Source organism: Pseudarthrobacter sp. AL07 (assembly GCF_029960665.1).
GTDB lineage: Bacteria > Actinomycetota > Actinomycetes > Actinomycetales > Micrococcaceae > Arthrobacter.
Window position 1 is genome coordinate 44,674 of record NZ_JASBRB010000014.1, and the last position, 21,594, is coordinate 66,267.

Annotated in this window: 21 protein-coding genes and 2 pseudogenes; 4 read left to right on the plus strand and 19 right to left on the minus strand. The window is 65.7% G+C overall.

The genetic code is table 11. The features are described 5' to 3' along the window. Nucleotides 1-175 precede the first annotated feature (175 nt). The 5 genes from QK290_RS12330 to QK290_RS12350 all read right to left on the minus strand — a co-directional run bounded on the left by QK290_RS12330 (nucleotide 176) and on the right by QK290_RS12350 (nucleotide 6,247). Nucleotides 176-1,825 (minus strand): MFS transporter, encoded by a 1,650-nt coding sequence (locus QK290_RS12330; RefSeq protein ID WP_348994464.1) that lies wholly within the window; start codon nucleotides 1,823-1,825, stop codon nucleotides 176-178. A gap of 2 nt (nucleotides 1,826-1,827) precedes the next feature. After that, nucleotides 1,828-2,334, minus strand: a complete 507-nt coding sequence (locus QK290_RS12335) for a MarR family transcriptional regulator (protein ID WP_282330925.1) — start codon at nucleotides 2,332-2,334, stop codon at nucleotides 1,828-1,830. Nucleotides 2,335-2,525: 191 nt separating this feature from the next. Continuing rightward, nucleotides 2,526-4,232, minus strand: a complete 1,707-nt coding sequence (locus tag QK290_RS12340; protein ID WP_282330926.1) for a thiamine pyrophosphate-binding protein — start codon at nucleotides 4,230-4,232, stop codon at nucleotides 2,526-2,528. Between the two features lie 5 nt (nucleotides 4,233-4,237). Next, nucleotides 4,238-5,302: an agmatinase gene (gene speB / locus QK290_RS12345; RefSeq protein ID WP_282330927.1), complete on the minus strand. Its 1,065-nt coding sequence runs from the start codon at nucleotides 5,300-5,302 to the stop codon at nucleotides 4,238-4,240. 369 nt (nucleotides 5,303-5,671) lie between these two features. After that, nucleotides 5,672-6,247 (minus strand): cupin domain-containing protein, encoded by a 576-nt coding sequence (locus tag QK290_RS12350; protein ID WP_282330928.1) that lies wholly within the window; start codon nucleotides 6,245-6,247, stop codon nucleotides 5,672-5,674. 310 nt (nucleotides 6,248-6,557) lie between these two features. On the opposite strand from QK290_RS12350, the pseudogene QK290_RS12355 reads away from it, so the two are divergent. Beyond that, nucleotides 6,558-6,687: pseudogene (locus tag QK290_RS12355) on the plus strand (Na+:solute symporter); the annotation flags it as partial. A 200-nt stretch (nucleotides 6,688-6,887) separates the two neighbouring features. Here QK290_RS12355 and QK290_RS12360 read toward each other — a convergent pair. Next, nucleotides 6,888-7,112 (minus strand): hypothetical protein, encoded by a 225-nt coding sequence (locus QK290_RS12360; protein ID WP_282330929.1) that lies wholly within the window; start codon nucleotides 7,110-7,112, stop codon nucleotides 6,888-6,890. 257 nt (nucleotides 7,113-7,369) lie between these two features. Here QK290_RS12360 and QK290_RS12365 point away from each other — a divergent pair, with 257 nt between their 5' ends. Continuing rightward, entirely contained in the window at nucleotides 7,370-8,509 is a 1,140-nt protein-coding gene (locus QK290_RS12365; protein ID WP_282330930.1) for a VIT1/CCC1 family protein, read from the plus strand. Here the strand turns inward: QK290_RS12365 and QK290_RS12370 are convergent. After that, nucleotides 8,470-9,660: an LOG family protein gene (locus tag QK290_RS12370; protein ID WP_282330931.1), complete on the minus strand. Its 1,191-nt coding sequence runs from the start codon at nucleotides 9,658-9,660 to the stop codon at nucleotides 8,470-8,472. The genes QK290_RS12365 and QK290_RS12370 overlap by 40 nt on opposite strands. 9 nt (nucleotides 9,661-9,669) lie before the next feature. Continuing rightward, nucleotides 9,670-10,140 carry an SRPBCC family protein gene (locus tag QK290_RS12375; protein ID WP_282330932.1) on the minus strand — a complete coding sequence of 157 codons (471 nt, stop codon included), beginning with the start codon at nucleotides 10,138-10,140 and terminating at the stop codon, nucleotides 9,670-9,672. A 184-nt stretch (nucleotides 10,141-10,324) separates the two neighbouring features. Between QK290_RS12375 and QK290_RS12380 the strand changes: the two genes are divergently transcribed. Then, nucleotides 10,325-11,065, plus strand: a complete 741-nt coding sequence (locus QK290_RS12380; protein WP_282330933.1) for a GntR family transcriptional regulator — start codon at nucleotides 10,325-10,327, stop codon at nucleotides 11,063-11,065. Between the two features lie 14 nt (nucleotides 11,066-11,079). Next, complete coding sequence (iolB, locus tag QK290_RS12385) at nucleotides 11,080-11,973, plus strand: 5-deoxy-glucuronate isomerase (protein ID WP_282330934.1); 894 nt, start codon at nucleotides 11,080-11,082, stop codon at nucleotides 11,971-11,973. A gap of 88 nt (nucleotides 11,974-12,061) precedes the next feature. Here iolB and QK290_RS12390 read toward each other — a convergent pair whose 3' ends face one another. The 11 genes and pseudogenes from QK290_RS12390 to QK290_RS12435 form a co-directional block, all read right to left on the minus strand. Then, the gene (locus QK290_RS12390; protein WP_282330935.1) at nucleotides 12,062-13,102 is read right to left on the minus strand and encodes a Gfo/Idh/MocA family oxidoreductase; all 1,041 of its coding nucleotides are present in this window, start codon (nucleotides 13,100-13,102) and stop codon (nucleotides 12,062-12,064) included. After that, the gene (locus QK290_RS12395) at nucleotides 13,099-13,902 is read right to left on the minus strand and encodes a TIM barrel protein (protein WP_282330936.1); all 804 of its coding nucleotides are present in this window, start codon (nucleotides 13,900-13,902) and stop codon (nucleotides 13,099-13,101) included. Before QK290_RS12395 ends, QK290_RS12390 begins: the two co-directional genes overlap by 4 nt. Then, on the minus strand, nucleotides 13,902-15,017 hold the full coding sequence (locus QK290_RS12400) for a Gfo/Idh/MocA family oxidoreductase (RefSeq protein WP_282330937.1): 1,116 nt from the start codon (nucleotides 15,015-15,017) through the stop codon (nucleotides 13,902-13,904). The genes QK290_RS12395 and QK290_RS12400 overlap by 1 nt, the downstream gene beginning before the upstream one ends. 35 nt (nucleotides 15,018-15,052) lie before the next feature. Further along, nucleotides 15,053-15,688 carry a hypothetical protein gene (locus QK290_RS12405; protein ID WP_282330938.1) on the minus strand — a complete coding sequence of 212 codons (636 nt, stop codon included), beginning with the start codon at nucleotides 15,686-15,688 and terminating at the stop codon, nucleotides 15,053-15,055. Further along, nucleotides 15,685-16,523 (minus strand): annotated as a pseudogene (locus QK290_RS12410) (Gfo/Idh/MocA family oxidoreductase). Before QK290_RS12410 ends, QK290_RS12405 begins: the two are co-directional and overlap by 4 nt. 108 nt (nucleotides 16,524-16,631) lie before the next feature. Next, the gene (locus QK290_RS12415; protein ID WP_282330939.1) at nucleotides 16,632-17,567 is read right to left on the minus strand and encodes an ATP-binding cassette domain-containing protein; all 936 of its coding nucleotides are present in this window, start codon (nucleotides 17,565-17,567) and stop codon (nucleotides 16,632-16,634) included. Nucleotides 17,568-17,581: 14 nt separating this feature from the next. Further along, nucleotides 17,582-18,646, minus strand: coding sequence for an ABC transporter permease (locus QK290_RS12420; protein ID WP_282330940.1), 1,065 nt, complete (start codon nucleotides 18,644-18,646; stop codon nucleotides 17,582-17,584). A 67-nt stretch (nucleotides 18,647-18,713) separates the two neighbouring features. Next, nucleotides 18,714-19,709 (minus strand): substrate-binding domain-containing protein, encoded by a 996-nt coding sequence (locus QK290_RS12425; RefSeq protein WP_282330941.1) that lies wholly within the window; start codon nucleotides 19,707-19,709, stop codon nucleotides 18,714-18,716. 93 nt (nucleotides 19,710-19,802) lie between these two features. Further along, nucleotides 19,803-20,225 (minus strand): MFS transporter, encoded by a 423-nt coding sequence (locus QK290_RS18660; RefSeq protein WP_348994465.1) that lies wholly within the window; start codon nucleotides 20,223-20,225, stop codon nucleotides 19,803-19,805. Then, nucleotides 20,222-20,371: an MFS transporter gene (locus QK290_RS18665; RefSeq protein ID WP_348994466.1), complete on the minus strand. Its 150-nt coding sequence runs from the start codon at nucleotides 20,369-20,371 to the stop codon at nucleotides 20,222-20,224. The genes QK290_RS18660 and QK290_RS18665 overlap by 4 nt, the downstream gene beginning before the upstream one ends. Before the next feature lie 261 nt (nucleotides 20,372-20,632). Next, entirely contained in the window at nucleotides 20,633-21,508 is an 876-nt protein-coding gene (locus QK290_RS12435) for a sugar phosphate isomerase/epimerase (protein WP_282330942.1), read from the minus strand. Between the last annotated feature and the right edge of the window lie 86 nt (nucleotides 21,509-21,594).

Here is a 21,594-nt window from a genome sequence, read left to right on the forward strand (position 1 = left end):
TTGCCCGGGCGAAACATCAACGGCAAAGATCATCCGATCGGAGTAGTCGCCCACACGTTCCTCCCCCACTCACCTGCGCGAACGGACACTTGAGGCCCCGGATCCATGGGGCCTCAAGTGTCCGTTCGCGCGGCGGTCAGCCGTTCGCGGAGGCGGTCAGCCGTTCGCGCTCAGGTCAGCGGTTCGCGGAGGCGAGTTCCGGCGTCGTGCTTTCAGCGTTGGCGTTTTCCTCTGCGCTGGCGCTTTCCGCGGCACCGGCCTCTGCCGCTGCGCCCACTCCTGGCTGCGCAGCCGGCTGGATGTCAACGGTGCGCCGCAGCGGGCGCTCCTTGATGAACAGGACCGAGATCAGGGCTATCACCGCAACGCCGGCGGAGATCAGGAAGACCTCGGCCGTGGCGTCGCCGTAAGCAGCGCGCATGATCTCGCGGACCGGTGCGGGCATGTCAACGAGGTCCATGCTGGCTCCGGCCGACCCGCCCGCAACCGGGATACCGGCCCCTGCCAGGCCCTGCGTGGCGAGTTCGCTGACCCGGCTGCTGAGGACGGCGCCGAGCACGGACACACCGATCGCGCCGCCCACCGACCGGAAGAAGGCAACAGACGCGCTGGCCGAGCCGATATCTGACGACCGGACCGTGTTCTGCACCGCCAGGACCAGGTTCTGCATCAGCATGCCGAGGCCCAGGCCCAGGATTGCCGTGAAGATCCCGGCCTGCCACAGTTCGGTGGTGTGGTCCATGGTGCCGGCCAGGCCGAGGCCGCCGATCAGCAGGATGGACCCGCCGATCAGGTAGCCCTTCCATTTTCCGGTGCGGCTGATGAGCAGACCGGAAACAACGGAACCGGTCAGGTTGCCGGCGATCATCGGAAGCGTCAGAAGCCCGGCTTCGGTAGGCGTGGCGCCGCGGGCCACCTGGAAGTACTGGCCCAGGAAGGTTGTTGAACCGAACATCGCGATACCCACGGCCACTGAAGCGATGATGGCCAAAGCGGTGGTGCGCTCGGAGATGATCTTCAGCGGGATGATGGGCTGCTCCACCTTGGACTCCACCAGCACCAGCAAGGACAGTAGCACCACGCCGCCGCCCACCATGGCGGCCGACTGCCAGGAAACCCAATCGTAGTAGGCGGGGTTGCCTGCGAAGGACACCCAGATCAAGAGCAGGCTGACACCGGAGGTCAGCAGGATGGAGCCAAGCCAGTCGATCTTAACGTGGCGTTTGATGTGCTCGATTTTCAGGGTGATCTGGAGCAGGATAAGGGCGACGACGGCGAGCGGCACGCAGACGAAGAAGGTCCAGCGCCAGCCCAGCGGGCTGTCCACGATGAAGCCGCCCAGCAGCGGGCCACCGGCAGTGCCTACCGCCATCACGGCCCCCATGTAGCCGGAGTATTTGCCGCGGTCCCGCGGCGGGATCATGGTGCCGATAATGGCCTGCGCCAGCGCGGTGAGCCCGCCCATGGCCACACCCTGGATGACGCGTGCGGTGAGCAGCAGCGGGATGGTCTCGGAAAGTCCGGCCATAACCGAGCCGGCCACAAAGATGACGATGCTCAGCTGGACCAGGATCTTCTTGTTGAAGAGGTCCGACAGCTTGCCCCAGATGGGGGTGGTGACGGCGTTGGCCAGCAGGGCGGCGGTGATCACCCAGGCGAAGTCGGTTTGGGTGCCGTGCAGATCGGACATGATGGTGGGCAACGCGTTGGCCACGATGGTGCTGCTAAGGATGGCGGTGAAGAACGCCGCGAGGAGCCCGGTCAGGGCTTCCATGATCTGGCGGTGGGTCATCGCCAAGGGTGGTGCGGCCGGTTGGCTCGACATAATCAGTGCTCCTGGAGGGTCTGGGTTGCGGCGAAGGGTGCCGCGGTTGGAAGTGCCGGGACTGCATGTGCCCGGGCTGAATGCTTGAGGGACTCCGAAAGTTTCGTCAGGATCCGTGCCGTATCTTCGGCATCTTCTTGGCTCCAATCACTGAGGTACTCCTGCAGCGTGGCCGTGCGGTGCTCTTCGATCTTCCGGAGCTTGTCAGCGCCGGCCGGCGACAGGGCAACCAACTGGGCGCGGCCGTCGTCGGGATCCTGCCGCCGGCTGACGTAACCCTGCTCTTCCAGGTCCGCGATGTGGCGGCTGAGGACGGGGGCGCTGACGCCGAGGCGCTCCGCCAGCTGGGTGGCGCGGGATTCCCCCTCCCCCACGAACCTGAGCACGCCTTGCAGCGCAACCCCGGTGTCCTGTCCTCGGAAGCTCGCCGCGGCGACGCATCGGACCACCCTTTGGAGGTCGAAAATGCGGTAGACAAGGTCCGCTGCGGTGTCCGGGGCGACTGCCATGGTTGAGCTCTCCTCTTTTGTTTGCCTAAGGCAACTATATCCCCAAATGGTTGCTTTGGTAAACTAAGGAAGCTGGGCGAGGCGGCACACACACCTACAACAAAAGCGCGAAAGGACACTTGAAGCCCTTTGGAATGGGCCTCAAGTGTCTTTTCGCGCTGTGATGAAGCGGGGGCGTTGGTGCTTGGTGTTCAGTCGTCCAGGTGGGTGGGGGAGAACATCTTGAGCAGGGTTTCGACGACGACGACGTTGGGTCCGTCCGCCGCGAAGCCTGCCTTGAGCGCGTCCCCGACGTCCTCGGGGGCCACTCGCGTGGCCGGCACACCGAATGCTTCGGCGAGCTTGACGAAATCGGGACGCGCAAGCTCGGTGGCCGTGGCCTTGCCGAACGCGCCCACCATGTATTCGCGCAGGATGCCGTAGCCGCCGTCGTCCACGATCAGCCAGGTGACCGGGATGTCGTGCTGCTTGGCCGTGGCGAGTTCGGAAATGGAGTACATGGCGGAACCGTCACCCGAAACGGCAAGCACCCGGCCAGGATTGCCCAGTGTTTCCAGCCCGACGGCGCCGCCGATGGCTGCCGGGAAGCCGTAGCCCAGGCCGCCTGCGCCCTGGGCGGAGTGGAACTGGCCCTGCCGTGCATCCCAGCAGCTCCAGCCCCAGTACGCGGAGATGGTCATGTCCCAGAACGTCTGCATGTCCGCGGGGACGGCATCGCGGATGTCCGACATGAACGTCAGCTCTTTGCCCAGGTCCTGTGATTCGAGCCTTGCCTTGACCTTGGCTAGGGAGTCCTTCACCAGGTCCTCGGGGGAGGTCCCGTGCCAGCTGCGGGCGGCGTCCACCGGCGTGACCAGGGCCTCGTCGAGGGCGGCGAGCGCCTGGCCGGCGTCGGCGCGGATGCCCAGGCCAGGGCTATTCGATTCGAGGACCCGTGGTTCGGCGTCGATCTGGATAATGCGGCCGCGGGGCGTGAATGTGAAGTAGTTGGACGTTACTTCACCGAGGGACGAGCCGATGACAATCAGGACGTCGGCATCCTCAAGGAGGTCCGTCATGTGGCGGTCCTCGATCCAGGACTGCAGCGAAAGCTCATGGGTCCAAGGGAAGGCGCCGTTGCCGCCCGGGGTGCAGATGACCGGCGCCCGCAGCTTCTCGGCAATCGAGAGCAGCGATTTTTCGGCCCGGCCCCGCCGCGTACCGCCGCCGGCGATGATGGCGGGACGTTCCGCCATCGACAGCCATTTCACCGCTTCCCGGACCAGCTCCACGCGGGGCGGATTGTCCGCTGCTTCGGCGAGTGCGTCCTCCACCGGTGGCACCATGATGGGATCCAGCAGCACGTTCTGCGGGATTTCCAGCCAGACCGGCCCCTGCGGCGAGGAGATGGCTTCAGTCCAGGCATCCTGGATGGCCGACGGAATGCCTGACGCGTGCTGGATCAGGCGCTGGCTCTTGGTGACGTTCGCGGCCGAGGCCTTCTGGTCATCGAGCTGGTGCAGCATGCCCTTGCGGCGGGCGCCCAGTCCGTCGAGCGGGATCTGGCTGGCCACCACCACCATGGGCACACCCGTGGCATAGGCCTCCTGCAGGCCGGCCAGGGACGTCAGCGCGCCGGGCCCCGTGGACAGGAACAGCACACCCACTTCACCGGTGGCGCGGGAGTATCCGTCCGCGGCGAAGGCGCTGTTGTTCTCCACGCGGGAGGACACAAAGTGCAGGTGGCCGCGGCCCATGGCGTCAAACAGGCCGAGCGCGTGCTGGCCCGGGATGCCGAAGACGGTCTTGGCGCCGAGCGCTTCAAGGGTTTCGACGACGAGGTCCCCGCCATTGCGCTGACTTCTCCCCTTGCTCTCCCCTGCGGGCGCAGCTGCCGTGCCCGGATCGAAATCAATCATGGTGGCTACTCCTTGGTTCCGGCGGCGAAACCGGCAGGTTGGCGGGCTTCTTGGCCGAGAGCCTGGGCGGCGTAGCCGCTGGCGGTCCCGAACCGGTCACCTTCAACAGCATTGTCCGCCATCAGGGTGATCAGTTCATAGGCCACATGGCTGGCTGCCACGCCGGTGATTTCGGCGTGGTCGTAGGCGGGAGCAACCTCGACGACGTCGGCGCCCACCAGGTTCAGGCCGCGGAAGCCCCGGATGATCTCCAGGAGTTCGCGGCTGGTGATGCCGCCGGCCTCCGGGGTTCCGGTACCGGGCGCATGCGCGGGGTCCAAGACGTCGATGTCCACGGAAATGTAGAGCGGGCGGTTGCCAATCCGGTCGCGGACCTTGGCCACGGTCTCCAGGACGCCCTGGTAGTAGACGTCAGCGGAGGTGACGATGCCGAACCCGAAGCGGTGGTCGTCGTCGAGATCCTTTTTGCCGTAGAGCGGGCCGCGGGTGCCGATGTGGCTGATGGCTTCCGTATCCAGGATGCCTTCTTCAACCGCCCGGCGGAACGGGGTGCCGTGCGTGTATTCGGCGCCAAAATAGGTGTCCCAGGTGTCCAGGTGGGCGTCAAAGTGCAGCATGGCGATGGGGGCGCCGGCCCGCTCGGCAGCCGCGCGAAGCAACGGCAGGGCGATGGTGTGGTCCCCGCCGAGCGTCACCAGCTTGCTGCCGGCCGCGGTGAGGTCCAGGGCGTTCTGCTGGATGGTTTCGATCGCATCGTTGATGTTGAACGGGTTGACCGCCATATCGCCGGCATCGGCCACCTGGATGTTTTCGAACGGGCTGACGTCCCACGCGGGATTGTACGGGCGGAGCAAGCGGCTGGCCTCGCGGATGTGATTGGAGCCAAACCGGGCACCCGGGCGGTACGAAACACCCGAGTCGAAGGGCACTCCCACCACCATCACGTCGGCCTTGGCCACCTGGTCCAGGCGCGGCAGGCGGGCGTACGTTGCAGCGCCGGCATAACGCGGGATACGGGATGAATCGATGGGGCCAAGGTTGCCGTTGGCTTCGATGCGCAGCTCTTTCAAAATGAGCCTCTCCTTCGAGGATTGATCGGCGTGGGTGACAGCCATCATAGCCTGAAGTTTTCTAATGCGCATCAGTTGTTTACAAAACTCTCCTGGCCGGGTTCTCGCTGATCGCTCCCGCCCAGTTGCCTCCGGGGCTGTCCATGCGCCGTCCGCCATCTGGCCCGCCGTGCCGCGGAATCACGGGGCTCTCCGTGGCAGGAAGTCCGCCCGGGGACCGAGCAACTGGGACGAGCCGCTGATTTCCGGGGTCACGCTGGGATTGCCGGTGCGAAGCCCGAAGAAAACGGGCCACACACCGGGCAGGAACGCACGGAGCGCGCGGCGGAGGGCAGGACCACCCGCGGCAGAGAGCGGTGGAAGGAAGACCTACCGGCTGGCGGCGGGGACCAGGACCCAGAGAACTTCGACGGCCTCGTCGGTGGGATTGATCCAGGTATGCGGTTCGCGGCCCGGGAATGTCACGGTGTCGCCGGTGCTGAGCTCGTATTCCTCGTTGGTCAGGATCAGCCGGATGCGCCCCTTGATCACATGGAGCACATCCACGTCGCAGTCCACGGCGTAAAGCTCAGTCTCCCCGCGGCCATGCGGCTCGATGACGGCCTGGATCATCTGGATGCGCCGTTCGGAACGGGCCGTCAGGAGCCGCTCCACGATGCCTTCGCCGCCGAGGGAGATCCGGGGGCCGTCGTTCCGCTTGGTCAGGTGTGTTTCCGGGGCAACAAACAAATCGCCGATGGAGATGGACAGGACCTGGCACAGGGTCACCAGAGACGCGACCGACGGCGACGTGAGGTCACGTTCCACGCGGCTCAGGAAGCCCTTGGTCAGGCCGGTGGCGTCGGCAACCTGCTCGATGGTCAGCCGCTGGGACTGCCGGGCGGCACGGATTCGGGAACCGATGGCAACGGGGACGTTGCTCGGCTCAACTGGAAGTGCCTTCATGTGCGGACCTTTCATGGCCGGCGGTGCGGCCCCATCTCTGGAGCAATCCTAATGGCCAACCACCCCGCGTGACGTGGCGGACGCCGCGGGGAACAGCAGATGGTGCGGCCGACCTTGACTGTTGCGTCGGTCACAGCATACGTCTTCATGCAACAAGTGTTATCTCTCAGGCAATATTTGAGGAACTCTTCCTCCCCACTCAACAGGAGCAGCGGAAAACCGGCGTCCCCAGCAGCGCCGTCGGGATACCAGCCAAGCTGCAAATCAGCTCCAAGGAGCCCCAAATGGACGCTAACTTCGTCAACATCCCATCGGCTCGGGTGCGTTCCTCCTGAGCCTGCTCTTCGCAGGCACCATCCAGCGGCTGAAGATCTACACGGTCTCCCAGATGCTCTGCCTGCGCTACGGCCAAACGCGCCACCCAGACCTCCGGCATCGTGGGTCGCGGGAGCTGTCACCGAAGAACTGCCCATGGAGGCTCACCGGTCGCCAGCCACCGGACCCACAAGGGATCTCGACAGGCTCGATCACCGGAGCGACAGGCTCGATCGCCGAAGATAACAGGCTCGGTCACCAGAGAGTACGACGGCGGCACTCCCCTTCGCTTCCCCGGCGAACCGGAGTGCCGCCGTCGTTCGTTTCATTCCGTTCCGCGGAACTCGTCCTCATCGAGTGGGACCAGGCGCTCCTCGGCGTCGACTACTACCGGAGGCGTAGGAACCACCACTTCTTCGGCGTCCAGGAACTCATCCTCGGCGTCCCAGTCCTCCTCGCTGACCGGTAGGTCCTCGGCGTAGTCATAGGCGGGATCCGCTTCAACGGAATCCAGGTGCGGCATGTCCGGGTGCTGTCCGGTGGTGCTCATGATTCGACCTCCGTTTGTTCGCCTTGACGTGCTTTTGTGGGTGGGCGCGGGCGGACGCCACTCCTTCATCACAGCACCGCCGGTGGGCCCGGTCAAGACCCGCGGCAACGCGTCCGGGCACACCCGGCAGGCTGCCATTTATTGAGGGAAACCTAAACTCCGCAGTGAGGTCAGCCAGCCGAAATCCCGCGTCATTCCGCGGTAAGCTGGGCGGTGCAATGGGGCCGACCCTTCCCCATCCAGCACAGGAGCCTTGCGTGTCTCAGCACCATAATCCCCACCAGGCCGCGCCCGCGGAATCCAATCCATCACCGCCGCAGCCCACACCGGCGGACCTCCGCCGGTGGCGCCAATACCTGGCAGACGAACGGGCAGAGGCCGCCGTCTACCGCGACCTCGCCCAGAACCGCGACGGCGAAGAGCGTGCCATCCTGCTGGCCCTCGCCGAAGCCGAAGGACGGCACGAGGCCCACTGGCTGCGGCTCCTCGGCGACCACGCCCAAAAGTCCCGGCCGGCATCGCTCCGCAGCCAGTTCCTGGGATTCCTGGCCCGCCACTTCGGTTCCGTTTTTGTCCTGGCCCTCGCCCAGCGCGCTGAAGGCCGCTCCCCGTATGCCCTGGATCCCAACGCCACGGACGCCATGGCGGCGGATGAGCAGATCCATGAGGAAGTGGTCCGCGGCCTGGCAACCCGTGGCCGCAACCGGCTCGCCGGGACCTTCCGCGCCGCCGTCTTTGGCGCCAACGACGGCCTGGTCAGCAACCTCTCACTGGTGGTGGGCATGGCCGCCTCCGGAGTGGCGAGCGGTGTGGTGCTGCTCAGCGGTGTGGCCGGGCTCCTCGCCGGCGCCATGTCCATGGCCGCGGGCGAGTTTGTCTCCGTCCGGTCCCAGCGCGAGCTCCTCGCCGCCACCCGTCCCACCCAGATCACCCTCGCCGCCGCCCCGAAACTGGACATCGAACACAACGAACTGATGCTCGTCTACCTGGCGCGCGGGATGTCCCACGAAGCGGCCGAACACCGCGTGGCCGAACGCATGGGCCTGCTGAGCTGCGACTGCGATCCCAGCCTGTCGCTGCAGCCCGAATTGCCGGAGTTGGAGGACCAGCACGAGGCCGTGGGCACTGCGTGGGGGGCGGCAATGTCCAGCTTCTGCTTCTTCGCGTCCGGCGCTGTGGTCCCCATCCTGCCGTTCCTGTTCGGCCTGACCGGGGTGGCCGCCCTGGCGGTGGCCGCGGTGCTGGTGGGGCTGGCACTGCTGGCCACCGGCGGAATCGTGGGCCTGCTGTCCGGGACGTCGCCGCTGACGCGCGGGCTGCGCCAGTTGGGCATCGGCCTGGGCGCCGCCGCTGTGACCTACGTGCTGGGGCTGGCCTTCGGCACCGCGGTGGGCTGACCGCTGCCGGAAATGGGCTGGGCGCCCAGCACCGCGAGCGCCTCCTCCACACTGTCCACCAGGAAGATCCGGTCCTCCATCGCACGTCCGGCTGCCAGCCGCTGGAGCATGGGCCACGCGGGATACTCGTACTTCCAGTGCTGCCGCCCTACCAGCACCATCGGCGTCACAGCTTCGCGCGCGCTGTAGAAGTTCTCGCAGGCGTCCTGGAAGATTTCCTGCACGGTCCCGGCCGCGCCCGGCAGGAAGATGATGCCACCGTCGCAGAGTTCCAGCAAGATCGCCTCGCGGATGGCGTTCGCGAAGTACTTGGCGATGTGGGTGGCAAAGTAGTTGGGCGGCTCATGCCCGTAGAACCAGGTGGGGATTCCCAGCGATGGTGTTCCGCCCGGATAGCGTTCGACGACGGCAGCCGCCTCGCGTGCCCACGCGGACACCGAGGGGCGGAAGCCGGGGACGGATCCAAGCCCGGCCAGTGCCGCCGTGAATTCCGCATGCGGAACGTGGCTGAGATAGGCGCCGAGGTTGGCCGCTTCCATGGCACCGGGGCCGCCGCCGGTTGCCACCCGCCGCCCGCTCTGCGCCAGGAGCCTGCCCAGCTCGGCTGCCTGGGCGAAGTCCGGGGTGCCCCGCTGGGCGGCATGGCCGCCCATCACGCCCACAGTGGAGTGGCCCGCATGGAGGTCCGAGTGCGTGAACTCGTCCAGGGCGTCCCCGATGGCGTGGTCATGCAGCGCCGAGGCCAGGGTGGCATCCAACCGGTTGCGCTGCCCCGGGCTGATGCTCCACTGGTACACCAGGGCATCAGGCAGCTCCTCGTAGGGTGAAGTTTCCAGGCCGGCATACAGTTCCTGCGGCGTGTAGAGCCGGGCCCGGTAGGGATCGAACGGCACACCCTGCAGCCTGGGGAAGATCAGTGCGCCGCGGCGGCGAAGCCCCTCTTCCATGCCCTGGTCGAAGGTACACCCCAGGAAAATGGCACCTTCCACGTCCAGAGTTTCCAGCGCAGCGTTCCGGCCACGCAGATCCAGGGACTGGGCGTGCCAGCCGCCCATGGCCACCGCACCGGCTGCGACCAGCCGGTCGAAGGCCTCCAGGCTCTCAACCTCCAGGGTCCGCGGGCTGGGAACCAGGCCGCCGGAGGGGTTCACGCCGGGGACCTAGCGTGCCGCTCCGGCAGCGCCGGTGACGTGCTCGTCCAACCGGGCCAACGTCTTTTCAATGCTGACGGGGTGGCGGCGCAGGTACCCTGCCAGCCGGAGGAAGACCTTGCCGCGGACCTCCCTGGCGTCCCATTGTTCGGTGACGCGCGTGCCGGCAGCACCATCGGCACCGGTGGCCGGTTCGAGGATGTAGCGCCAGACATGGCCGTAGAAATGGCGCCAGGCGATGCGCCGGCCCTCCTCGAACTCGGAGACCGTGTTCAGGATCTTGTAGTCCACGGCCATGTTCATTTCCATGCCGAACCGGGCTCCGAGGCCCAGCCGTTCCGGGCCGCGCGGCTGGGCGCCCTTCACCGTGCCGGAACCGTCAATCGCACTGTGCAGCGCCGGTGTGGCCAGGACGTCAAAGATCACTCGGGGCGGAGCGGCGATGAAGCGTTCGCGGGAGACAAGGTATCGGTTATTCATCCCCCCAGCCTAAGACCACAGGCATGAATGGTGGGACGCCCGCCGGTGGCAGCCTTGACCGCCAAAATTCCGCTGATATTATCAACTAAGGCAGTATGTCCTATCAAGCGAACATACTAGGACATGGATGCCCGCCCGAACCTCGGGCAGGCACCAGCGTCCGGCATGGAACGAGGAGTATTTAGTGGCGAATCAACTTGGTCTCATCATCGACCGTTCCTCGCCCGTGCCCCTGTACCACCAGGTGGTCCAGGGTATCGAGAACGCTATCCATAGCGGAATCCTGGAACCCGGCAGCCGGCTGGAGAACGAAATCGATCTCGCTGCCCAGCTGAACCTGTCCCGGCCCACTATGCGCAAAGCTATGGATGAACTGGTCCGCTCGGGGCTGCTGGTCCGCAAGCGTGGCGTGGGCACCCAGGTGGTCTCCAGCCAGGTTCGCCGCCCCTTAGAGCTCTCCAGCCTGTTTGATGATCTCACCAACAACGGCAAGAAGCCCACCACGCAGGTGCTGACCTTCTCCCACTTGGAGGCCGATGCGGCGACGCTCGCCACCCTCGAACTTCCTGCAGGCTCGAAGGTGTACCACTTCACCCGCCTGCGGAAAGTGGGCGGCAAGCCCCTGGCCCTGATGGAGAACTGGGTCCGGGACGACATCGTCACCATGGACGAAGCCACGCTCGCCTCTGAGGGCCTCTACGCCATTCTCCGCCGCGGCGGAGTCAATTTCCGCCTGGCCTCGCAACGAATCGGCGCCATGATCGCCAACGAATACCAGGCCCGACTGCTGGGGGCCGAGGTCAGTTCCGCCCTGGTCACCATGGAGCGCACCGCAACGGACGATGCCGGCCGCCGCGTGGAAACCGGACACCACGTGTACCGGGCGGATTCGTACAGCTTTGAAATGACACTCGTACAGCGATAGCGCAAGGAATATCAATGACTAACTGGGTCTACCCCTTGGGCAGCGCCGCCGACGGCGCTTGGGACATCTCGCTCGGAACCTCCGATTCAACCATGGCCGTGGACGGCTGGGCCCATACGGGCCTGAAGGTGGCCACCTTAACGGCAGGTGCCGCCGTCGTTCTCCCGGCAGCGGACGAGGAGCGCATAGTGGTTCCGCTCAACGGCTCCTTCACCGTCTCCGTGGACGGTGACGAGTATGTCCTCAAGGGGCGGACGTCCGTGTTCCACGGCCCCAGCGACGTGCTGTATTCGGGCACGGCCCGTGCCGTCACCGTCAGCTCGTCCGACGGCGGACGGGTGGCGGTCGCCACGGCACCGGCAAAGGCCTCCTATCCGACCCGGCTGGTCACGGCGGCGGAAACGCCTGTGGAACTGCGCGGCGCCGGCAATTGCTCCCGCCAGGTCCATAACTTCGGCACGCCTGCGGTCCTCGAGGCTGACCGTTTCATCGTGTGTGAAGTCCTCACCCCCGCCGGAAACTGGTCCTCCTACCCTCCGCACAAACATGATGAGGAAAAGGACGGCGAAACGAATCTCGAGGAGATCTACTACTTCGAGACGCAGGTGGCTGCCGGTTCCGGGGCACCCGCCGACGCCGATGCCATCGGCTATCAGCGCGTGTACGCCTCGGATGAGCGTCCCATCGACGTCGCGGCCGAGGTCCGCACGGGCGACGTTGTGCTCGTCCCCTACGGTTGGCATGGCCCGGCCATGGCGGCCCCGGGCTATGACCTGTATTACCTGAACGTGATGGCCGGCCCCGGCCCGGTCCGTGAATGGCTTATCAGCGACGACCCCCACCACGGCTGGGTCCGCCAAAGCTGGGACGGCCAGGACATCGATCCCCGGCTGCCGTTCGGCGCGTAGAGATCCGTGTAGATCCGTAGAGATCAAGGAAAATGCCCCTCCGGAACGGATTCCGGAAGGGCATTTTGCATGGGAGCCGTACGCTCGCTTAGCCAGCGTTGGCCGCGGCCAGCACCACCTTGACCGGGACGCCGGTAGCCAGTGATTCCTGGGCGGCGTCAGCCACGCGGGACGCGGCCACAGCGTCTTCCGGGGTGCAGGGGTTCCCGCGACGGCCCAGGATCAGCTCGACGAACGCGGCCATCTCGGATCGGTACGCCTGATCGAAGCGTTCGGCGAAGGTCCGGTGGGGTTCCCCGGCGGGGAACGCGATCCCGGCTTCGGCCGACGCCATGGCCGTTTGCTCATCGAGCCCAACCATCAGCGAACGGCTGGAGCCCTGGATTTCCAGGCGGACGTCGTGGCCGGCGCCGTTGTAGCGGGTGGCTGAGACGGTGCCGACTGTCCCGTCGTCGAACGTGACCAGCGCCAGCGCCGTGTCCACGTCGCCCACGGCGCCGATGGCCGGGTCGCCGTTGTTGGAGCCCTTCGCATAGACCTCCACGATCTCGCGGCCGGTCAGCCAGCGCAGGATGTCGAAGTCGTGGACGGAGCAGTCGCGGAACAGACCGCCGGAGCTGGCGAGGAACTCCACGGGAGGCGGCGCCATGTCGCAGGTGACGGCGCGCAGGGAATGGATCCACCCCAGCTCGCCCGCCTGGTAGGCCCGCTTGGCCTCAAGGTAGCCGTGGTCGAAGCGGCGCTGGTGGCCGATCTGCACCACGCCGTTGTTGTCGCGGATGTAGTCCAGCACCGGCAGGGCGTCCGCCACGTTCATGGCCACCGGCTTTTCGCAGAAGACCGGGATCCCGGCGTCCACGCCCGCCTTGATCAGCTCCGGGTGGGTTCCGGTTCCCGTGGCGATGACCAGCCCGTCCACGCCGGCGGCGATGAGTTCCTCCACGGAGGGCAGGAAGCCGGCACCGAGGCCGGCCGCAATGCCCCTGGCGTGGTCCGCGGCAACGTCGGTGAGCAGGAGGCTGACGTTGATGCCTTCCGGGTTAAGAGCTCCGTTGAGCGCGGCGATGTTTTTGGCGTGCATGACGCCGATGCGCCCCACTCCGACCAGACCGAGAATGACGTCCTTCATAGTGTTCCTTCCGTTGTAAAAGTTTTAGTGCCTGGCACCGTGAACGCCGCCCGGAAGGCCGCAAGGGCTTCCTCGTCATCGCCGCTGGCCCAGGCTTCCATGCCCACGGTTCCCTCATAGCCTGCGTCCGCGAGCGCCCTGGCCACGGCCGGGTAGTGGATTTCCCCGGTGCCGGGTTCGCAGCGGCCCGGTACGTCCGCCACCTGGACTTCGCCGAGGTGCGGCAGCGCGGTCCGCACGAGCTCGATGAGGTTCCCCTCCCCCAGTTGTGCGTGGTACAGGTCCAGCATGAGCTTCACGTTGGGGTGCCCGGCTGCTTCCACGAGCGCCAGCGTGTCCTTGGCCCGGGCCAGCGGGATGCCTGGGTGGTCCAGGATGGTGTTGAGGTTCTCCAGGCAGAACGTCACACCGTACTTCTCCCCCAGCTTGCCGAGGCGTTCCAGCGTCCGCGCGCCGGTACTCCACATAGGGCCGGTGGAACGGTACAGGGGGCGGGCCGCCTGGCCATCGATGAGCTCCGCGGAGTGCACCACCATGCGGCTGACGCCGAGCTCCAGGGCGGTGGGGATCAGCGATTCCGCGGTCCGCACCACGTCGTCGGCCGTGCCGGGGTCCACGAGGCTTCCGGAGCTGTACCCGGTCATGGAGGAGAACACCGCGTCGGTGGCCTTGAGCGCGGCGAGGTCCTTGCCCCTGGAGTCCCACATCTCGACGTCGAATCCGGCGTCGTGGATCCGGCGCACCCGTTCCACGAACGGAAGGTCCGTGAAGACCATTTCCGCGCAGACGGCCAGCCGCATCAGACGCCCGCCTCAGCGACGTCACGCCTCGCCAAGGGGGCAGCAGCCACGGCCACCGGACCGCCCTGTTTGACCGATTCGATGCAGGCCAACGCCATGGCCAGCGCGCGGCGGGCGTCCGCGGCCCCGGGACTGAGGGTGAAAGCGCCCGACGGCCGCGGTGTGCCGTCACGCAGCGCCCGAACCGTGGCGGCGAAATCGGCGAGTTCGTCCGTGTAGGCCTGCCGGAAGAGTTCCACGTTGAGGCGCGGGGTGTCCGCCGACAGTCCCTCCGCCGTGTAACGCCGGGCCGCCGTCTCGGTGGCACGGCCGGCCTGGACCATGCCCTTGGAACCGAAGACCTCTCCGCGGATGTCATAGCCATAGCGGGCACTGAAGTTTGCTTCCGCCACGGCGATGGCGCCGTTGCTATAGCGGACGGTCACCACCGCGGTGTCCAGGAAGCCCTGATCGCGCAGCTCCGGTTCCACGAGCGCGTCGGCCACGGCATAGACCTCCACCGGCTCGGCGCCTTCGTTGAACCAGTTCAGGGTGTCGAAGTCGTGAATCAGGGTCTCCAGGAAGACCGTCCATGCGGGGACCCGGGCCGCGTGCGGGATGCTGCCGTTGCCCGGATCGCGGGTCAGCGAGCGCAGGAGCTGCGGCTGCCCGGCGATGCCGGCCGCGAGGTCTTTCTTGGCGGCCTGGAAGTCATCCGCGTAGCGTCGGTTGAAGCCGATTTGGAAGTGCACGCCGGCTTTTTCAACGGCGGCAAGCGCGGCATCGAGTTCGTCCAGGCCCTGGCCCGCAGGCTTCTCGCAGAAGACGTGCTTCCCCGCGGCGGCAGCCTGGGTGATCAGGGCGGTGTGGAAGCGGGCCGGGCTGGCGATGACCACGGCGTCGATTTCCGGATCGGCCAGGATGTCCGCGGCGTCGGCTGTGACCTTTTCGGTGCCCAACGATTGGGCAAGGGCCTGCGCGGACTCCACATTGGGGTCCGCGATGGCCGCCAGGATAGCGCCGGGGACTCTGCGGGAGATGCTTTCGGCATGGAACGCCCCCATCCAGCCGGAGCCGATGAGCCCGACTTTTACGGGTACGGGGAGTCCGTCGGAGTGCTGTTCGATGTAGGCCATGGGCCCGTCCTTTCGATGGTCAGAACAAAAATGGATCAGAGCCGCGCCGCGTCCACGTCCGCCGACGTCTCTTCGCCCGGGAACACCACTCCCCGCTGGCGGCGGATTTCGTCAGCGACGTCCAAGGTTCGGATGGACGCTGGCAGAGTCCGCTGGCACGCCTGCGTCTGCCCGGCGGCCACGGCACGGGCCACGGCCGCCGCTTCGTAGTGCAGTCCCTCGAAGTGGCCGCCGGACGGTTCCTCATGGCGCAGCCTGGCCCCATCCGGGAAGCGGACCTCGAAGCCGCCTGGCATGTTGAAGGGACCGTCGATAGTCAGCGTGGCTTCGGAACCGACAATCGTGGCGGACGTCGGCGTGAAGTTGTGCACGTGCGTGTTCACCACGGCCTGCGCGCCGCCGGCGAACTGCATGGTGGCGGAAAGCTGGGCGTTGACCCCCGATTCGTGCGGCTGGCCCATGGCACGCAGCTGTTCCGGCAGGCCCAGGACCTCGGTGACCAGGGTACCGGCGTCGAGGGCGAGCACCGCGGCCTGGTGGTGGAAGTTGTGTGCCTGGACGGATTCGGTGAAGCGTTCGGCGATCCAGCCCGGTCCCATGATCCCCCAGCGCAGCACGGGGGCATCCCGCGAACCGGGCACGCGGGAGACCGGCAGGGCGCAGTTGCTCACGAGTAGCTCACTTTCGTGTAGGCGCCGTCGACGTGCAGGGACTGGATCATGGCCTGGGCCACGAGCGAGGCATTGAGGCCGTCCTGCGCGCCGGCCAGGGGCGGCTGTTCTCCCTTGGCCAAGGCTGATATCCAGGCCTGCAGCTGCAGGCGGTATGCGTCGGCAAAGCGCGGGCGCCAGTCCGCAGGTATCGCCGTCTGCCTGGGTCCTGCAGCCCGCCGTCGGCATGGCGTGAGCTCCGCCCGGCCTGCCATGACACTTCAGTGATGGGAGAGTCCAGCAACCAAGGAATGATGTCCAGCTCATGGATGGCCGAATTGGTGATGGCCGATTCCGAGGTGGTGCCGGGGCCCGCAACGGCATTGCGGCTGGTGCAGTGAACCATCAGAGGCTCACCTTGGATCCGGTCCTGCACGGACTGGCGCAGGGCCACGTAGCCGGGGTCGAAGCGCCGCATAAAGCCCAGTGAGAGCAAGGATGCGCCGGTGGCTGCCACAATATTTGCGTCCGCCGCTACCACCTCAAGGGTTTCAAGGAGTGTGGGTGCCATTGGCTTTTCGCACAACACCGGGGTCATCGCCTCGAAGCATTCCAGCACCAGCCCGGCGTGCGTGGAGTCGTGCGAGGCAACCACGACGGCGTCCACCTCGCTTGAATTGATCAGCTCGGAGGGATCGGTAGTGATGCGGGCGGCCGGTGGCGCAGCGGCCACGGCACGGCCGGCGTCGATATCAGCCACATAGGTGACTTCGGCGCCGCCGATAGTGGTGGCGTGATTCCTGATGTGGTCGGCGCCCATGATTCCGGCGCCGATGACGCCTACCCGGATCGGCATGTTGGTCCTGTCCTGTCCATCGTGGTTCTGCACGTCGATTAGTAGCTGCCCGTGGCAAGGCAGGGGCCCGCCGGCAGTCCGCCGGAGGGCCCCTTCGGGCCGGCGCTGTTAGGCGTGTCTTGGGGCGCCTGCCTGGACGGCATCCGCGACGTCGGCCACCCCCGCCACCTCCGCCTGGACTTCTTTGACCACGTCGCTGTGGCCGCCGAGTTGTTCGAGTTCGTGGGCGAGTTCGGCGAGTTCGGCGCCGCCGGCCATCTGGGCGGTGAGTTCGTCGAGGGTGATGTCCTTTTTGTCGTAGTAGCCGATCGATTTGCCGCGTTTGAGCAGCAGGAACCGGTCCCCGACGGGGAAGGCGTGGTGCGGGTTGTGGGTGATGAAGATGACGCCGAGGCCGCGGTCGCGGGCTTGAAGGATGTAGCGCAGGACCACGCCGGATTGCTTCACGCCCAGGGCTGCTGTCGGCTCATCCAGAATCAGGACCTTGGCACCGAAGTACACGGCGCGGGCGATCGCGACGCATTGGCGTTCACCGCCGGAGAGCTGGCCGATGGGCTGCTCCACATCGCGCAGGTCGATGCCCATCTCCGCGAGTTCCTTGAGCGTGATGGCTTTCATCTTCTCCACGTCCAGGCTCTTGAACGGGCCAAAGCCGGACGTCAGTTCCGAGCCGAGGAAGAAGTTCCGCCAAATAGGCATCAGCGGGACAACGGCAAGGTCCTGGTAGACCGTGGCGATGCCGGCGTCGAGGGCGTCACGAGGGGACGTGAATTTCCGTTCCTCGCCCATGATGTTCAGGACCCCGGCGTCGTGCTGGTGCAGGCCGGCGATGATCTTGATCAGCGTGGACTTACCCGCGCCGTTGTCGCCCAGCACGCAGGTGACGCGGCCGTTGTCCACGGCCATGGTGACATCGCTCAGGGCGATGATGTTGCCGTAGTGCTTGCCTACTCCCTCGAGGGAGAGCAGGTGCACGGGCGTGTGGGTCAGGGGATCTTTTTCGTTCTGGAGCAGCGTTTGCTGATCGATTTCCTTGGCATTCATGTTCCCGGGCCCCTTTACTTGAGTTCCGCGCGGCGTTTGACGATGAGGTTGACGATGGTGGCCAGCAGCAGCATCAGGCCCAGGAAGAACTTGAACCAGTCCGGATTCCACTGCGCGTAAACGATGCCCTTATTGGCCATGCCGAAGATGAACGCCCCGATCGCGCCGCCCACCGCGGAGCCGTAGCCGCCGGTCAGGAGACAGCCACCGATGACCGCGGCGATAATGTAGAGGAACTCGTTGCCGATGCCTTCCCCTGACTGGACCGTGTCGAACGCGAAGAGGTTATGCATGCCCAGGATCCAGCCGCAGAAACCCACAGCCATGAACAGGCCGATCTTGGTCGCCTTCACCGGCACGCCGACGGCGCGGGCCGCGTTCGCGTCCCCGCCGACGGCGAAGATCCAGTTCCCTACCTTGGTCCGCAGCAGCACCCAGGAAGCCACTGCCACGAGCGCAAACCAGATGAACACCGTGATTTTCACGTCGACGCCGCCGATGGTCACCGAAGACGCGAACACGGCGCGGGCGGAGCCGAAGCCGTCCATGGCAGAGATCGACGGCGATGACACGGAGCCGCCGATCAGCCGGGTCAGGCCCAGGTTCAGGCCGGTCAGCATCAGGAACGAAGCCAGGGTCACGATAAAGCTGGGCAGCTTGGTCTTCATCAGGATCCAGCCGTTGATGAAGCCGATCGCCAAAGACACCATCAACGCCAGAATGACGCCGATCCAGACATTCGTGGCGAAGTACCAGCTGAACATCGATGCCGTCAGCGCCGAGGAGATCACGGCCACACCGGTGGAGAGATCGAATTCCCCGCCGATCATCAACAGCGACACCCCCACGGCCATGATCCCGATCGTGGAACTGCCGTAGAGCACGGTCGCGAACGCGTTGGGCTGAATGAAAGTCTGGGAGACCGAGGCGAAAAACACGAACAGCACGATCGCCCCGACCAGGGCGCCGACTTCCGGGCGGCCCAGGAGCTTCTGTAGCGGATTGCGCTTGGCGACGCGCTCATCAGTGACCGGTGCCGGTGTCTTCGATGGCGGTGTCTTGGAAATGGTCTGGGTCATGGTGCTTCTCCTACTCCGGGCCGGGTTCCGGGCCCCGCAAGGGCCCGGAACCCGGCTCAAAGGATCCTTAGCGGATGCCTTCTTTGGCGAATTTGAGTGCGTCAGCCGCTGCGGCCTTGTCGACGATGGACGGGCCGGTCAGTACCGGCTGGCCGCCGCCGATCTCGAACCCGCCACGCTTGTTCTGCCAGATCGCATCGATCGCCCCGTAACCCTGCAGCCACGGCTGCTGATCCACGGTAAAGAGGATCTCGCCGTCGGCGATCTTCTGGGCAAGCTCGGCGTTCATGTCGAAGGAGGCCACCTTGGCCTTACTGCCGGCCGCGTTGACGGCCTTCAGGATGGTGAGTGTGAAGGGGGCGCCCAGGCCGACGATCGAGTCAGCGTCCGCGGTGGCCTGCAGCTTGGCGGTCACGGTGGAGGACACCTGGGTCATGTCGGTGCCGGCGACATAGAGGATTTCCGTTGCGGGCAGCTTTTCCTTAACGCCGGCGCACCGGGCTTCAAGGCCAACGTGGCCCTGTTCCTGAATGACGCAGATGGGGTGGGACAAACCCTCGCTCCGGAGCTTGTCGCCAACAGCTGTACCGGCCAGCTTTTCATTCGAGCCGAAGTGCGTGAAGGCACCGAGCTGGGCGGAGACTGATTCGCCGGCATTCAGGCTCACCACCGGGATTCCGGCGTCGGTGGCCTTCTTCAACGCGTCCTTAAGAGCATCCGGCTTCGCCAGGGTCACGGCGATGCCGTCCACCTTCTGATCGATGGCCTGCTCGATCAGCTGGGCCTGCCGGCCACCCTCAGGATCGGACGTGTAAAGCAACTCCACGTTATCCTTCGCCGAGGCCTCCTCGGCTCCCTTGCGCACGATGTCCCAGAAGGTATCTCCCGGGGCCGCGTGCGTGATCAATGCGATCTTCAGCTTCGGCGTGCTGACGACCTGCCCTCCGGCTGCACCGCCGGCCGCGTCCGGGGCCTTACCGCCAGTGCTGGAACATGCACTCAGGGCCAGCATGGGCACCACAGAGGCCACGAGGGCCGCCTTACGCCACGAAAACTTCGTCACGAGTTATCTCCTTTGATCCGGGCCCCTGGGGACGCTTCGCTGCGCCAGTCAGTCGGCCTTCTACAACGATCATGGTGACTCAATTCACATAAGTCAATAGTTTGTCCTGACATTAGGATGTTTTGACGTAATAAGGTCAGGGATGCCGGTGTCCGGACTGCGTCGGCAGGACAGGTCGGGGGGCTGGGCCGCCAGCCATGGCTTTGGTGCCGGCAACATTCTTGAAGTAGTGCTGCACGTCTTCCAATCTCTTATCCTTTGTTTCCGGAACGTACGTGGCAGCAACACAATGGCGCCAACGCCCAGCACTGCGAACACGAAGAATGGGCTGGAGAGTCCGATCGCGGCGAGTAACTGGGGGAAGCCGAAGCCAACCATGAAGTTTACGGTCCACACCATAAATGCCGACGCTCCCATCCCAAGACCGCGGATCTTCAGCGGTCTAATTTCGGACAACACGAGCCAGCTGACCGGCGAAATGGCACCCTGCTGGAAGGCCAGGAAGGTGACGGTCAAAGCCTCTCACCAAAAGTGTTGCCGAGATACGCGTTGAAGATGAAGGCCAGCAACTGCCCGGTGACGATCATCAACTCGGTCTGCGTAACGATGCGCCCGCGCCGTGCGCTGGGTGAAACTTCAGCCAGGTACACAAGGACGGTCACGGACGCACCACCCACGGCCAGACCCAACACGAAAGCGTGCGGCAATCACCCGGTGCTGCTTGGCGCGAGGACGTGACCAGAGCTTCGGTCAGCGGCGTCAGCCCCGGATCTTCCTACATGTAAGGCAGCGCTCCGTTGATGACACCGGCATCCTAGCCGAACAGCAGGCCCCCGAATGTCGAAATGCTGGTGACAGTCCGCAGGGCGCGTTTGTGGTTGACAGGCGGTTTCCGGGCGAGGTCCGGGAAGCACCCGGCGCCGTCATACGCTCGCCTTCTGGATATGCTCCTTCATCGTCTCCAGCTGGTAGCGGGACACGTCCTCGGCGTTATCGTCTTCGGCGAAGACGCTGGACACCATCACGGTGTTGTCCTTCTCCAGGAAGCCGATTTCCTTGAGACCGCCGAAGAACTCGTCCCAGTTGACGTCGCCGTCGCCGATTTTCAGGTGCTGGTGCACCCGCACGGCGTTCCCGGGCGGGTTGGTGATGTAGCGCAGGCCGTGGGAGGCGTGGTGGTCCATCGTGTCCGAGACGTGGACCAGGCGCAGCCTGTCCCCGGCGGCCCGCATGATTTCCAGGGGCCTGTTGCCCATGTGGAACGAGTGAGAGGCCACGTAGACCATGCCGATGTTGGGCGAGTTGATGCCGCGGATGACGCGGATGGCGGCCAGGCCGTCTTCGACGAAGTCGTCCGGGTGCGGGTCGATCAGGACGTCCAGGCCTTCACGCTCGATGATCGGCAGCAGCTCTTCCATGGAGCGGTAGAAGGCGCGCTCGGACTCTTCGGCCTTTTCGGGGCGGCCGCTGAATTCGGTGTTCATGGTGCTGACGCCCAGATCCACGGCAATTTGGATGGCGCGCTTCCAGTAGCGGACCGCCGCCTCGCGGGCATCCTCGTCCGGGCCGGACCAGCGCAGAACCGGCAGGACGGACGCGATTTCGACGCCGGCGTCCTTGCACGCCTTGTTCATCCGGGCCACCAGCTCGTCGTCGGCTTTGGGGTGGTTATGGAACGGGATCATGTCCGCGTGCGGGGTCAGCTGCAGGTAGTTGTAACCGAGATCGGCGGCCACGCGCGGAAATTCCAGCAGGCTGTGGCTGTGGTGGAACGGGGTGGGATCCAGGGCGATTTTCATGGTCACTCCTTGGTAAATGCGTCATTGATCTGGCTCTCCTGACTCTTCCGTGGGTCAATTTCGGCCGGGGAGCACCGGTTTGTGAC

Bases quoted from the DNA above. Each gene is read 5' to 3' on its own strand.
- QK290_RS12395 (WP_282330936.1), bottom strand. From the start codon at position 13,902: ATGCGGCTGGCCGTCTGCGCGGAAATGGTCTTCACGGACCTTCCGTTC.
- QK290_RS12390 (WP_282330935.1), bottom strand. From the start codon at position 13,102: ATGAAGGACGTCATTCTCGGTCTGGTCGGAGTGGGGCGCATCGGCGTC.
- QK290_RS12400 (WP_282330937.1), bottom strand. From the start codon at position 15,017: ATGGCCTACATCGAACAGCACTCCGACGGACTCCCCGTACCCGTAAAA.
- QK290_RS12435 (WP_282330942.1), bottom strand. From the start codon at position 21,508: ATGAAAATCGCCCTGGATCCCACCCCGTTCCACCACAGCCACAGCCTG.
- QK290_RS12330 (WP_348994464.1), bottom strand. From the start codon at position 1,825: ATGTCGAGCCAACCGGCCGCACCACCCTTGGCGATGACCCACCGCCAG.
- QK290_RS12415 (WP_282330939.1), bottom strand. From the start codon at position 17,567: ATGAATGCCAAGGAAATCGATCAGCAAACGCTGCTCCAGAACGAAAAA.
- QK290_RS12375 (WP_282330932.1), bottom strand. From the start codon at position 10,140: ATGAATAACCGATACCTTGTCTCCCGCGAACGCTTCATCGCCGCTCCG.
- QK290_RS12340 (WP_282330926.1), bottom strand. From the start codon at position 4,232: ATGATTGATTTCGATCCGGGCACGGCAGCTGCGCCCGCAGGGGAGAGC.
- QK290_RS12350 (WP_282330928.1), bottom strand. From the start codon at position 6,247: ATGAAGGCACTTCCAGTTGAGCCGAGCAACGTCCCCGTTGCCATCGGT.
- iolB (WP_282330934.1), top strand. From the start codon at position 11,080: ATGACTAACTGGGTCTACCCCTTGGGCAGCGCCGCCGACGGCGCTTGG.
- QK290_RS12360 (WP_282330929.1), bottom strand. From the start codon at position 7,112: ATGAGCACCACCGGACAGCACCCGGACATGCCGCACCTGGATTCCGTT.
- QK290_RS12335 (WP_282330925.1), bottom strand. From the start codon at position 2,334: ATGGCAGTCGCCCCGGACACCGCAGCGGACCTTGTCTACCGCATTTTC.
- QK290_RS12420 (WP_282330940.1), bottom strand. From the start codon at position 18,646: ATGACCCAGACCATTTCCAAGACACCGCCATCGAAGACACCGGCACCG.